At 39.5% G+C, this 13,101-nt stretch carries 16 protein-coding genes; 15 read left to right on the plus strand and 1 reads right to left on the minus strand.

The genetic code is table 11. From position 1 onward, the window contains the following. Positions 1-668: 668 nt before the first annotated feature. Together rluC and BW142_RS03105 are read left to right on the plus strand one after the other, a co-directional pair. The gene (gene rluC / locus BW142_RS03100; RefSeq protein ID WP_076923837.1) at positions 669-1,628 is read left to right on the plus strand and encodes a 23S rRNA pseudouridine(955/2504/2580) synthase RluC; all 960 of its coding nucleotides are present in this window, start codon (positions 669-671) and stop codon (positions 1,626-1,628) included. Beyond that, a complete protein-coding gene (locus BW142_RS03105; RefSeq protein WP_253188792.1) occupies positions 1,625-2,287 on the plus strand; it encodes an HAD-IA family hydrolase in 663 nt (220 codons plus the stop codon). The genes rluC and BW142_RS03105 overlap by 4 nt, the downstream gene beginning before the upstream one ends. 9 nt (positions 2,288-2,296) lie before the next feature. Here the strand turns inward: BW142_RS03105 and BW142_RS03110 are convergent, their stop codons facing one another. After that, positions 2,297-2,896 (minus strand): Maf family protein, encoded by a 600-nt coding sequence (locus tag BW142_RS03110; RefSeq protein WP_076923838.1) that lies wholly within the window; start codon positions 2,894-2,896, stop codon positions 2,297-2,299. 131 nt (positions 2,897-3,027) lie between these two features. Here BW142_RS03110 and yceD point away from each other — a divergent pair, with 131 nt between their 5' ends. The 13 genes from yceD (at position 3,028) to BW142_RS03175 (ending at position 13,099) form a co-directional block, all read left to right on the plus strand. Beyond that, positions 3,028-3,552 (plus strand): 23S rRNA accumulation protein YceD, encoded by a 525-nt coding sequence (yceD, locus tag BW142_RS03115; protein WP_007585727.1) that lies wholly within the window; start codon positions 3,028-3,030, stop codon positions 3,550-3,552. Positions 3,553-3,561: 9 nt separating this feature from the next. Then, positions 3,562-3,732, plus strand: coding sequence for a 50S ribosomal protein L32 (gene rpmF, locus BW142_RS03120; protein WP_002962381.1), 171 nt, complete (start codon positions 3,562-3,564; stop codon positions 3,730-3,732). Positions 3,733-3,744: 12 nt separating this feature from the next. Beyond that, the gene (gene plsX / locus BW142_RS03125) at positions 3,745-4,785 is read left to right on the plus strand and encodes a phosphate acyltransferase PlsX (protein ID WP_076923839.1); all 1,041 of its coding nucleotides are present in this window, start codon (positions 3,745-3,747) and stop codon (positions 4,783-4,785) included. 52 nt (positions 4,786-4,837) lie between these two features. After that, a complete protein-coding gene (gene fabD / locus BW142_RS03130; protein ID WP_076923840.1) occupies positions 4,838-5,764 on the plus strand; it encodes an ACP S-malonyltransferase in 927 nt (308 codons plus the stop codon). Between the two features lie 11 nt (positions 5,765-5,775). Continuing rightward, the gene (gene fabG / locus BW142_RS03135) at positions 5,776-6,522 is read left to right on the plus strand and encodes a 3-oxoacyl-ACP reductase FabG (protein ID WP_076923841.1); all 747 of its coding nucleotides are present in this window, start codon (positions 5,776-5,778) and stop codon (positions 6,520-6,522) included. 250 nt (positions 6,523-6,772) lie between these two features. Further along, a complete protein-coding gene (gene acpP, locus BW142_RS03140; protein ID WP_002962377.1) occupies positions 6,773-7,009 on the plus strand; it encodes an acyl carrier protein in 237 nt (78 codons plus the stop codon). Positions 7,010-7,225: 216 nt separating this feature from the next. Continuing rightward, positions 7,226-8,464: a beta-ketoacyl-ACP synthase II gene (fabF, locus tag BW142_RS03145; protein WP_076923842.1), complete on the plus strand. Its 1,239-nt coding sequence runs from the start codon at positions 7,226-7,228 to the stop codon at positions 8,462-8,464. A 59-nt stretch (positions 8,465-8,523) separates the two neighbouring features. After that, positions 8,524-9,339 (plus strand): aminodeoxychorismate lyase, encoded by an 816-nt coding sequence (gene pabC, locus BW142_RS03150; RefSeq protein ID WP_083707543.1) that lies wholly within the window; start codon positions 8,524-8,526, stop codon positions 9,337-9,339. Then, the gene (gene mltG, locus BW142_RS03155) at positions 9,333-10,319 is read left to right on the plus strand and encodes an endolytic transglycosylase MltG (RefSeq protein WP_076923843.1); all 987 of its coding nucleotides are present in this window, start codon (positions 9,333-9,335) and stop codon (positions 10,317-10,319) included. The genes pabC and mltG overlap by 7 nt, the downstream gene beginning before the upstream one ends. Positions 10,320-10,325: 6 nt before the next feature. Further along, a complete protein-coding gene (gene tmk, locus BW142_RS03160; protein WP_007585737.1) occupies positions 10,326-10,952 on the plus strand; it encodes a dTMP kinase in 627 nt (208 codons plus the stop codon). Between the two features lies 1 nt (position 10,953). Further along, entirely contained in the window at positions 10,954-11,868 is a 915-nt protein-coding gene (locus BW142_RS03165) for a DNA polymerase III subunit delta' (protein WP_076923844.1), read from the plus strand. 11 nt (positions 11,869-11,879) lie between these two features. Beyond that, entirely contained in the window at positions 11,880-12,206 is a 327-nt protein-coding gene (locus tag BW142_RS03170) for a PilZ domain-containing protein (RefSeq protein WP_002962367.1), read from the plus strand. Between the two features lie 113 nt (positions 12,207-12,319). Then, complete coding sequence (locus BW142_RS03175; RefSeq protein WP_076923845.1) at positions 12,320-13,099, plus strand: YchF/TatD family DNA exonuclease; 780 nt, start codon at positions 12,320-12,322, stop codon at positions 13,097-13,099. Positions 13,100-13,101: the final 2 nt, after the last annotated feature.

A 13,101-nucleotide genomic window follows, 5' to 3' on the forward strand; every position in this document is an offset into this window, starting at 1 on the left:
GAACGGCTCTGTTTCCCGTATGCAGTATTTTAAATGCTGGCAAACAATAGCGATTATTATCGCTATTAAATTCTTAATGGTGCTAAAACTGTCGGCTTTTCAGCTACGTTTACAAGTTTTACCCAGAAGTCGGCCTGTCATATTAATCTTACTAAATATCATTCATATTAGGCGCGTAGGGCTCATTAAGTTGGTGAGCAATACATACTGATGTATCGCTAATATCCGTTTTAAGAGCAAAAATCGCTGCCGATGTTAATGAACGCTTATTTATTAGATTTTTTTAGTTCTAAATAAGCTGCTATACGGTACTACAATAATTGAGCTAGTGCTGAACGACGTTTTTTACGTCGTCACTATCAGACAAATTATCTGTTCATTGCTTTCTCTAGCACGTTAAAAATCGCTTCATGTTCAAACTTAACCAGCAATATATTACGCGCATTGCCGTTAATTGATCGCACGTGTTAACTGAGGAGGCATAAAAGCTTTGGAAAACTTAACTCGGATCTGTATGATCGGCTACCCAGAATGTGCATCACGAATGTTTTAATGTGTTAAAAAGCACCGTTGTTATTTGCAAATACTAAATATTTGCGCTGCTGATTATCCCACTATTATTACAGTGTTAGCAACTAAATTATTTTACTTAAATTAGTGATTAGGCAATGTCAGAAAAAAACGACTTACAAGTAACTTATGTCACGATCAACGAAGACCATTTAGGTCAGCGTATTGATAACTTTCTTATTACCCATTTAAAAGGGGTGCCTAAAAGCGCTATTTATAAACTTTTGCGCAAAGGTGAGGTACGCGTTAATAAAAAGCGTATTAAGCCTGTATATAAACTGCAGCTTGACGATGTACTGCGTATTGCACCTATCAGAGTTGCTGAGCGTGAAGAGTTTGTACCATCAAAGTTAGACAAAGTAACTCGCCTAGAAAACGATATTTTATTTGAAGATAAATACCTTATCGTCATAAATAAACCTTCAGGTATGGCTGTTCATGGTGGCAGTGGTTTAAGTTATGGTTTAATTGAAGCACTACGCGCACTTCGCCCAGAAGAGCGCAGCCTTGAGCTAGTTCATAGGCTTGACCGTGATACATCGGGTTGTTTACTTATAGCGAAGCGCCGTTCGGTGTTAACAGCATTGCATGAACAACTTCGTGAAAAAACAATGGAAAAAAATTACTGGGCACTTGTAGAAGGGCAGTGGGACTCTAAAACTAAAAACGTAACCGAAGGGCTACGTAAAAATACACTTAAGTCGGGCGAGCGCGTAGTACGTGTAGATAACACTGAGGGAAAACCTTCACATACTCGTTTTAAAGTACTTGAACGTTTTAACGATTGCTCACTTGTACAAGCATCGCCTGTTACAGGGCGCACGCACCAAATTCGTGTGCATACGCAGTGTAAAGGTCACCCAATAGCATGCGATGATAAATACGGCGATCAGGGTTTTGATGAATCTATGCGTAAAGTTGGTTTAAATCGATTATTTTTACACGCACACGATTTAACTTTCTATCACCCTAAAAACGAAACAACCATGCGTATTGAAGCACCGCTAGATAAAACGCTTAAAAATACACTACTAAAACTACGAGATGCGAAACTGTGATAAAAGTAGCCCCAATTAAAAAATATAAGCTCGTCATTTTTGATTGGGACGGCACTGTTATGGATTCAGTGACTAAAATAGTTAACTGTATTCGTAGTAGCGCAGAGTCACTTAATATAGTGCCACCTAGTGATGAAGCCATTAAAAACATTATTGGTATGTCGCTTGAAAAAGCAATTGACGTTTTATTTCCTGATAATGTAGCGCAGCACCAAGCGTTAATTTCAGGTTATAAATATCAATACAGTGTGGATACTACTCCCACGCCTGTATTTGCTAATGTTGTCGGCGTTTTAAATGCCTTAAAAGAGCAGGGCATTGTTTTAGCGGTTGCAACAGGTAAAGGTAGAGGTGGGTTAGAGCGTTTGCTTGATCAAAGCCAACTTAGACATTTTTTTAGTGCAACACGTACAAGCGATGAGGCACTGTCTAAACCGTCTCCAGATATGTTGTATCAATTGCTTGAAGAACTTGGCATAAGCGCTCAAGACGCTGTAATGATTGGTGACACTCAAATAGACATGACCATGGCAAAAGCTGCTGGCATGGATAGAATTGGCGTAACAATGGGTGTACATAACGCACAGCAGCTAAATAAGCTTAGTCCTGTTGCAACAGTAGATAATTATCTGCAGTTGCAACAGGTTCTGCTTGGCTAATTTACTTAACTAAAACTTGTTTTGAGCAGTAAGCACATCAATACCAAACTCAGCCAGTAATTGGCTGAGTTTAATTAATGGTAATCCAATTAAGCTATTAGGATCGTCTCCGCTTAGTTTTTCAAATAAACAGATACCTAACCCTTCACTTTTAAAGCTGCCAGCACAGTTATAAGGCTGCTCAGCATCGCAATAAGCACTAATTTGTACATCACTGAGGATTTTAAAAGTAACATCAAAGGGTTCAACACAAGTTTTTTTAGAGCCAGTTACAATATCGTAAACACAAAGCCCAGTTAAAAATGTTACAGTATTACCGCTAAATAAATTTAGTTGTTTTACGGCATTTTGTTTATTATGTGGTTTACCTAAAATTTGATTATTAAACACAGCGACTTGGTCTGATCCAATAGCTAACCCTTTGTTAAAGTGTTTATTAGCCGCTGAGGCTTTTAATTCACTTAAACGCTTAACCAGTTCGGTAGGTGTTTCGCATTCAAGTGCTGATTCGTCAACGTCTGGTGAAAACGTATCAAATGGTAAATTAAATTTTTGTAATAAAGACTGCCTAAAAGGCGAGCTTGACGCTAAAATGAGTGGATGCTTCACGGACTGTTTTCCTACGATAATTCAGATTGAGTTAGGATAAATCAGATCCGAGAGTAAAACACGTTAAAAACCAAGTAAAAATGGTTTTTTACTTTGACTAACAAACTAACTATCTATATGATGCAGCCCCTATGCAAAAGGTGAAAATTCCCATCACTCTTCATCCAGGCAAAGCAGCGCAGCACCGTTTAAAGTATGACGGAATTGTACCGCTTGAAAAACTTACTCGTTTAGAGAAAGTTGTGCAGGAAGAAGTAGGTGAAATAGCGGTAAAAATACATTGCAAAAACGATGATCAAGGTTTCGCTGTGATTAGAGGCAATTTGTCCACACACGTTACTGTCATTTGTCAACGTTGTAATGGTGATTTAGGGTTGGATTTGGTTCAAGACTTTGCATATTCACCAGTAGGTGAAGATACAGAGTTAGATATTTTTCCAGAAGACTACGATGAAGTAGCGCTTGATGAAAATGGTGAAGTTAACGTTTTTAATTTAATTGAAGACGAACTAATTTTAGCAATTCCATTAGTGGCTACCCACAACGAAGCTTCATGCAGTTATTCAGCAAAGCCTGCCAGCTTTGGTGTATTAAAGGCGGAAGATGATAAACCTAATCCATTTGATATTTTGAAACAACTTAAGAAAGATTCTTAGGAGAAGACTATGGCTGTACAAAAAAGCAAAAAGTCTCGTGCAAGACGCGGCATGCGCCGTTCACACGATGCGATCAGTGGTCCAACTTTAACTGTAGATCAAACATCTGGTGAGACTCATCGTCGTCACCATGTGACTGCAGATGGTTACTACAAAGGCGTTCAAGTAATTTCTAAATAAGAGATTACTTATATGCTGAAAGATCTAACCATAGCGTTAGATATGATGGGGGGCGATTACGGCCCCCGTTCATCTATTCCTGCTGCCGTTTGTGCGGTAAATGCTCATGCCAATTTAACTCTCATTTTATGTGGCAATGAACACGTTATATCTAAAGAACTCGAATCCCTCGATTCTCTACCTCATCCTAGACTCATAATTCGTCACTGTAGTGAAATAGTCACCAATGCCTGTGAACCTGCAATTGCTGTGCGCTCAAAAAAAGATTCATCTATGCGTGTTGCCCTAGATTTAGTTAAATCGGGCGAGGCTCAAGCATGTGTTAGCTCAGGTAATACCGGCGCTCTATTTTTTATGGCTCACTATGTATTAAAAATGCTGCCAGGTGTTAAACGTGCCGCACTCATTTCATCTGTTCCTACAGAGCTTAAAAACCCAGTATATTTACTCGACTTAGGTGCTAATGTGCATTGTGATGCGCAAATGCTCTATCAGTTTGGCATTATGGGCTCTATTGTTGCAGGACAAGCACTTGGTTTAGATAACCCTCGCGTTAGTTTATTAAACATTGGCGCTGAGGACATTAAAGGCCACGACGACATTAAACAAGCTGCACAATTAATGCAGCAAAGCCCACATATTAATTACATTGGTTACAGCGAAGGGAGTGATATTTTCTCGGGTAAGGCTGATGTTATTGTATGCGAAGGGTTTGTTGGCAACGTAGCACTTAAAACATGTGAAGGCATTGCCAAGCTTATTATGAATAAGTTTACAACCGCGCTCGAAAAGCACCTTTTATATAAATGTATGGCGTTTATATTGCGCCCAATAATAAAAAAACTCTATAAAAGGGTGAACCCCGACCAGTATAACGGTGCTTCTCTGGTAGGATTGCGCGGTATTGTCGTTAAAAGTCATGGAAATGCGTCAGCTAAAGCATTTCAAGCAGCTATTGATGAAGCGGTAAAAGAGGTTGAACGTCAACTTCCTGATAAAATAGCCGCTATTTTCGAAAACACACATTCTAAAGACACGGCGGTTAATCAATAATTGATGTGCCGTGTATTTCATTATTTATTTGTTTAATTAAAAAGAGCAAAGTATGGCACAAAAAATTGCACTTCTATTCCCAGGTCAAGGCTCGCAAAGCGTTGGTATGTTACAAGAACTACTAGAGAGTTCTGACATTGTTAAAGCAACATTTGCAGAAGCGTCTAATGCACTGGGTTACGACTTAGCAGAGCTAGTTCTTAATGGCCCAGAAGAAAAATTAAATCAAACCCACCGCACACAACCTGCATTACTAACTGCAAGTGTTGCTATTTACCGTGATTGGTTAGCAGCTAACCCAGATGCCGACGTTGTTATGGCGGGTCACAGCTTAGGTGAATACTCAGCGCTAGTATGTAGCGACGTATTAAGCTTGAGCGAAGCCGTAAAGCTTGTTGAAAACCGTGGTTTATACATGCAAGAAGCCGTGCCAGCAGGCGTAGGTTCAATGGCCGCTATTATTGGCCTAGGCGATGAAGAAATTAAAGCGGCTTGTGCTGCCTCAGCGCAAGGTGAGGTTGTATCGCCAGTTAACTACAACTCTCCTGGTCAAGTTGTTATTGCAGGGCATAAAGCGGCAGTAGATAGAGCATCGCAAGCATGTAAAGATGCCGGTGCTAAACGTGCATTACCACTTTCGGTTAGCGTACCTTCACATTGTGAGTTAATGAAGCCAGCAGCTGAAAAGCTTGCAGCAGATTTAGCCGCTTTAACATTTAATACACCTAAATGTGATGTAATTAATAATGTTGATGTAAAAGCTGAAACGTCAGCTGATGCAATTAAAGATGCATTAGTGCGCCAGCTTTACAGCCCAGTTCGCTGGACAGAAACAGTACAAGCCCTGGTTGCGCAAGATGTAACACAAAGCTACGAATTTGGTCCTGGTAAAGTATTAACAGGACTTGCTAAACGAATTGATAAAGCAATGATCTGTGGCTCAGTAAACGACGCCGCTTCAATTGATGCAGCTAAATAAGAGTATATAAAATGTCTAATTTATTTTCATTAGAGGGCAAAGTTGTCCTAATTACTGGCGCCAGCCGTGGTATTGGTAAAGCAATTGCAACAACATTAGTTGCACAAGGTGCAAAAGTTGCAGGTACTGCGACAAGTGAGTCAGGCGCTGCTAAAATCAGTGAGTACCTAGGTGACAGTGGTAAAGGTTATGCATTAAACGTAACCGATCCTGCATCTATTGAAGCAACACTTGCTGCAATAAAGGCTGATTTAGGCGATATTGACGTACTTGTAAATAACGCAGGTATTACACGTGATAACTTATTAATGCGTATGAAAGAGACTGAGTGGGACGATATTATCGACACTAATTTAAGCTCAGTTTTCCGTTTATCTAAAGCGGTACTTCGTCCAATGATGAAAAAAAAGAAAGGCCGTATTATTAACATTGGCTCAGTAGTGGGTACTATGGGTAATGCAGGTCAGGCTAATTATGCAGCGGCTAAAGCGGGTGTAATTGGTTTTTCTAAGTCACTAGCGCGCGAAGTTGCATCACGTGGTATTACCGTTAACGTAATTGCACCTGGTTTTATTCAAACAGACATGACTGATAATTTAACTGACGAGCAAAAAGCAGCAACACTTGCAAATGTTCCAGCAGGGCGTTTAGGTCAACCTGACGAAATTGCGGCTGCAGTATGTTATTTAGCATCTGACGCGGCTGCGTATGTATCAGGCGAAACTTTGCATGTAAATGGCGCGATGTACATGGTTTAATAACCATAGTACCTAAATTACTGCTTGATAAAGTTAAGTAAGTTACCTCAAAAACATTGAATTATTTGTGAACTTGCTTTAAACATACTTGAAATCGCTGCGAAAATAAGCGATAAAAGACAAAACACACACTCAGAGGTTTGACCAGACAATTATTTATGGTCAAATCATTGAATCAGAGAATTATGCCGCGTAAACTACGCGGCAATCTGAAAATAACGCATCGGCGTTTTTAATAAAGGAAAGAAGAATGAGCGATATCCAAGAACGCGTAAAGAAAATTATCATTGAACAACTAGGTGTTAAAGAAGAAGAAGTTAAAAATGAATCTTCTTTCGTAGATGACCTAGGTGCAGATTCTCTTGATACTGTTGAACTAGTAATGGCTCTTGAAGAAGAGTTTGATACTGAGATCCCAGATGAAGAAGCTGAGAAGATCACTACAGTACAAACTGCTATCGATTACGTTACAGCACACGCTGAGTAATTAATCGCACGTTAAAGGCAGCATCCGCTGCCTTTAATTTTTTATATCCAAACCACCTCAAAGTTCATGATTCAAAACTTAAATCTCGATGCTCAATTTTAGCTAAAAATTAATTTTGATTGTGTTATGCGTTTTTAATCTATTTTGGGACTAGCACTTTGAGGTAGCTTGGGTATGATCACCCCCTTGTAAAATATCCCTTATTGGAGGCAAACCGTGGCTAAACGTCGAGTCGTCGTAACTGGCTTAGGAATGTTGACGCCGCTAGGTAATGATGTTCAATCAACCTGGCAAGGCTTATTAGATGGTAAAAGTGGCATTCAAACAATAACGCACTTTGATACATCAAAATTTGGTACTAAATTCGCGGGTTTAATAAATGACTTTGATGCAACTGCATACATGTCAGCGAAAGATACTAAAAAAATGGACTTGTTTATTCAGTACGGCATTGCAGCGGGTGTTCAAGCCTTTAAAGATTCAGGCCTTGAAATCACCGAGCAAAACGCAGCACGCATTGGTGTAGCTGTAGGTTCAGGTATTGGTGGGCTTACGTTAATTGAAGAAAACCACATTAAGCTATTAAATAGTGGTCCGCGTAAGTTATCGCCATTTTATGTGCCGTCTACCATTATTAATATGATCTCAGGTCATTTATCAATGATGCATGGACTTCGTGGTCCAAATATTTCAATTGTAACTGCCTGTACTACTGGTTTGCATAATATTGGCCATGCAGCGCGCATGATTGCCTACGGTGATGCAGATGCAATGGTTGCTGGCGGTGCAGAAAAAGCGTGTACCCCAATTGGTATGGGTGGCTTTAATGCTGCACGTGCACTTTCAACACGTAACGACGATCCACAAGCGGCTTCTCGCCCTTGGGATAAAGACCGCGATGGCTTTGTGCTTTCTGACGGTGCTGGTGTTGTTGTAGTTGAAGAGTACGAACATGCTAAAGCACGTGGAGCTAAAATTTATGCTGAGCTTGTAGGCTTTGGTATGAGCGGCGATGCGTATCACATGACATCACCACCAGAAGATGGTGCGGGTGCTGCACTTGCAATGCAAAACGCACTAAATGATGCGCAAGTAAACGCTGAGCAAATTGGTTACATTAACGCACACGGCACATCTACAAATGCAGGCGATAAAGCAGAAACTGCAGCAGTTAAGTCTATATTTGGTAATTCAGCTAAAGATGTAATGGTAGGCTCGTCTAAATCTATGATGGGTCACTTGTTAGGTGCTGCAGGCTCGGTTGAATCGATTATTTCGATTTTATCGTTGACTGATCAAAAAGTGTCGCCAACTATCAACCTTGATAACCCAGACGAAGGGTGTGACTTAGATTATATTGCGCACACTGCACGTGATGCAAAGTTAGACTTTGCACTGTGTAACTCGTTCGGTTTTGGTGGTACTAATGGCTCGTTGCTATTTAAAAAGGTATAATCTTTTTTAACAACGAATCAAATTATAAGAGCTCAGTTGTTTAACTGGGCTTTTTTTATATGCCAAATAAAATGCAAACAATAATAGCAGTAGATCAAAATAGCACTTTAAGTACGCGTGACAGGGGCTTAAATTACGGTGACGGCTTTTTTACAACCGCTAAGGTTGTTAATGGGAAAGTACAATACTGGGCGCATCATAAAGCGCGTTTGATTGAATGCGCACAGCGCTTGGGGTTTCCTGAGTTAGACTTTAATAGCCTTGAAAATCAAATTGCTTTGCATATAAAAACTGCACCACTAAACGTGCTTAAAATACTTGTAACGCGAGGCGAAGGCGGCCGTGGTTATGGGTTGCCAAGTGAGTGCAATGTTACTATTTTATTGAGTGTATTAGATTACCCTAGTAATTACGAAGCGCTTGTTAAAAAGGGTGTAAATCTCGAAATAAGCCCGATTAAATTAGCGGCGCAGCCATATTTAGCGGGTCTTAAAACATTAAACCGACTTGAACAAGTGCTAATTAAAAAAGCGATGCAAACGCAAAACTGCGACGATGTGTTAGTGCTTGATTACAGTAACAATGTAATTGAAGCTTCAGCAGCTAATATTTTTGCGATTAAAAATAAGTGTGTGTTTACGCCATTGCTTGATGAGTGCGGAATAAAGGGCGTTTATCTACAATCGTTATGTGATAAATTGCCTGTTGAATTTAAACGCGTAAAAGTAGAAGACTTGACCCAAGCAGACGCCGTATTTGTGTGTAATAGCTTAATGGGAGCAGTACCTGTTAAAAGTATTGAGCAACAGGTATTTAATACAGATGACAGCTACGCATTATTAACTAAATTATTAGCCAAGGAGGCTGAGTGTTAAAAGTTATTTTATCGGTACTTTTTTTAGCTGTCATAACCACTGCTATTGGTTACCAGCAATTACAAGCAACAATAAATAGCCCACTAAAAGTAGCTAAAAACACACAATTTGAAGTTAAGCATGGCACTGGCTTTAATAAGTTATGTCAGCAATGGCAAGCTAAAAACTGGGTAGAAAGTTGCTGGCGTTATCAAGTCATTGCAAAATTAGATCCCACACTTACCGACTTAAAAGCGGGGCTTTACGAGCTAACAGCCGATAGCGTTATTAATAACGTAAAAAAAATTAACCAAGGCCAGCAAATCAATTTTAGTTTTACCATTATTGAAGGGCAAAACTTACGTGAAGTACTAAGTGCTATTAATAAAGCCGATAAGTTACAAAACGATTTAAAAACTGATGAACTAAGTACACAAATACTGGGTAATAATACGCACCTAGAGGGCTGGTTATTCCCCGACACGTACCATTACCATAATAACGATACTGCGAGCAGTTTATTAAAACGTGCAGCACAAAAAATGCAGCAAACGTTAGACGACGCTTGGCAGCAGCGCGCTGTTAATCTGCCCTACAAAACAGCATACGAAGCACTTATAATGGCTTCAATCATTGAAAAAGAAACAGGCCTTGCCAGCGAGCGTCCGTTAATTGCATCAGCGTTTGTTAATCGATTAAACACCAATATGCGCCTACAAACCGATCCTACCGTAATATACGGACTAGGCGCCGATTTTGATGGCGATATTAAATACAAAGATTTACGCGATTATACGCCTTACAATACGTATCGTATTAATGGCTTACCGCCAACACCGATTGCTATGCCATCTAAAGCCGCTATTTTAGCTGCAGTTAATCCGCCGCAAAGTGAATACGTTTACTTTGTATCAAAAGGCGATGGCAGCCACCAATTTTCAACCACGTTAAAGCAGCATAACGCGGCAGTTAAAACGTATATATTAAATAAAAAGAATTAAGTTTTTATGAAATCAAAATTTATAGTAATAGAAGGGCTAGAAGGCGCAGGTAAATCAACCGCTATTTCGTTATGCCAAGACTTTTTAAACAAACAAAAAATAGACTTCATTAATGTCCGCGAACCTGGCGGCACGCCACTGGCTGAATCGCTTCGTACGCTTGTAAAAGCAGAGCACGAAGAAGAAATTGCTTTTGAAACCGAGTTGCTTATTATGTACGCAGCTCGCTCGCAGCTAATGCACAATGTTATTACCCCAGCGCTTGATAAAGGCCAATGGGTACTTGCCGATCGTCATGACTTATCGTCTCAGGCGTATCAAGGTGGCGGGCGTGGTATTAGCTCAAATACATTAGCTTCACTTTCGTCAATGGTATTAAAGGGCTTAAAGCCTGATTTAACTATTTACCTTGATATTGACCCAGTGATAGGCCTTGAACGTGCAAAAGGGCGTGGTGAGCTAGACCGTATTGAGCAAGAAGCCATTGAATTTTTTCAACGTACACGTATGCGTTATGTTGAACTAGCTAATGACGACAACACCATTAAAACGGTCGATGCAAACCAAAGTATTGATAAAGTACATCGCGATATAACCAATGTACTGCATTCATTTTTTGAAGGCCTAAAATAATATGCCATTGCCTTGGCTACATGATACTCAAGCACGTTTAGCGCAAAGTTATCGTGCAGAGCGTTTTCATCATGCGCAATTATTTTGTGGGCCTGTTGGCGTAGGTAAATTTGAGTTAAGTGATGAGCTTGGCAATGCTTTGTTATGCCAAAATATAGCTAAGCAGGTAGCTTCGAAAAACAGTATGCTAACACCTTGCGGACAGTGTAAAAGCTGCTTACTTACTCTTGCTGGTACTCATCCCGACAAGCGCTTAACGCAAGTTGATGGACAAAGTATTGGTGTAGACGATATACGTGGTATTAGTGATTTTATGAATCACTCAGCAGCGCAAAATGGCAATAAAGTAGCAATAATCGAAAATTGCGAAAAAATGACCACAGCAGCAGCTAACGCATTATTAAAAACACTTGAAGAGCCAACTAATAGCCGCTTTTTAATATTAACTACAAGCCAACCAGAACAGCTCCCTGCAACTATTTTAAGTAGATGTGCTAAAAGTGACGTAAAAATAACTAATACAGCACTTGCCCAGCAATGGTTAGAAACATTAGATATTCCTAACTATAGTTGGCTGGCACTTTTTTATAACCAACCGCTGCAAGTAAAGCATTGGCAACAGCAAGACCAGCTAAAAAATATTGATACACTGTATAAGTTTGCAACTGAGTTTAAACAAAGCCATAATTTCAAAGCGTTAGTCGATATAATAAATAAACAGCCTGAACTTGTTCGTATATTTACTTTGTTTTTAAGCGTGCAACTAAAGCAGCAATTACTGCAAGGTATGAATTTTGATGCTTATCAAAGTGCTCAAAATGCATTAGGCGAGTTTTTACAAAATAACACACAAGTACTTGGCCTTAATTTACCGCTTGCTGTATCACGATTAGCATACACATTGCGAAATTCTTAAAAGGATTAATCATGCAAGAATTACTAGTAGACATAGACGATTTAGACGAGTTATACCGTTGTTATATGCCTTACTTAAAAAAAGGTGGCTTATTTGTACGTACTAATATGCGTTACGAAGCAGGGCATTCATTAGCACTTAGAGTTACCTTGCCCGATGCCTTAGAAGATGATGTAGTAACAGGTAAAGTGTCGTGGATCACGCCACAAGGGGCACAAAGCTCTAACCCTCCAGGTATTGGTATTAGCTTTTTAGATGACAAAACAAACCTAAACGCTAAAATCGAAAAGCTACTTGGGACTATGTTAAACTCAGGCGATCAAACATATACCATGTAGTTATAGGGTCGGTTTTTCATTGAGATTAACGCGGCCTGTATTGGGTTCTTTTAATTGCTAACATTATAAATTAAAAGAACAAATTTAAACCGTGACATAAAACAGGCCTTATAGTGATTGTAGATTCTCATTGCCATTTAGATCGTCTTGATTTTGATAAATTAGACTTAAACCTTGACCAAGTTCTTGATAAAGCGCGTGCAAAGCAAATAGAACATTTTTTATGTGTAAGCGTAACGCTTGATCAGTTTCCAAGCATGCTTGATAAAATTAAGCATTACGACGATGTATCAGCCTCATGTGGTGTACATCCACTTGATCAAAAAGACGCCCTTAATAAACAGCAACTAATCGACTTAGCCTCACACGAAAAAGTTGTTGCCATTGGCGAAACGGGTCTTGATTACTACTATTCAAAAGATACTCACGCAGTGCAGCAAGCCAGCTTTGTTGGGCATATTGAAGTGGCTAACGAATTACAAAAGCCGTTAATTATTCATACTCGTGATGCCCGCGCCGACACGATTAACTTAATGCGTGAGCACAAAGCCCAAAACTGCGGTGGCGTACTGCATTGCTTTACTGAAGACTGGGATATGGCAAAAAAAGCCATAGACATGGGCTTTTATATTTCTATATCGGGTATTGTTACCTTTAAAAATGCTATTGAATTAAAAGAAGTAGTAAAACAAATACCGCTAGATAGATTATTAATAGAAACCGACTCGCCTTATTTAGCGCCGGTACCGCATCGTGGGCAAACAAATCAGCCAGCGTACGTAGAAGATGTTGCTTATTACATTAGCGAACTTAAAGGCATTAGCTTTAATGAACTTGCTAAAGCGACTACCGAGAACTTTTATTCTTTATTTAAATTAGCAGCTAAAGGCTAAAT

This window comes from Pseudoalteromonas sp. EB27, from assembly GCF_001974875.1.
Classification (GTDB): domain Bacteria; phylum Pseudomonadota; class Gammaproteobacteria; order Enterobacterales; family Alteromonadaceae; genus Pseudoalteromonas.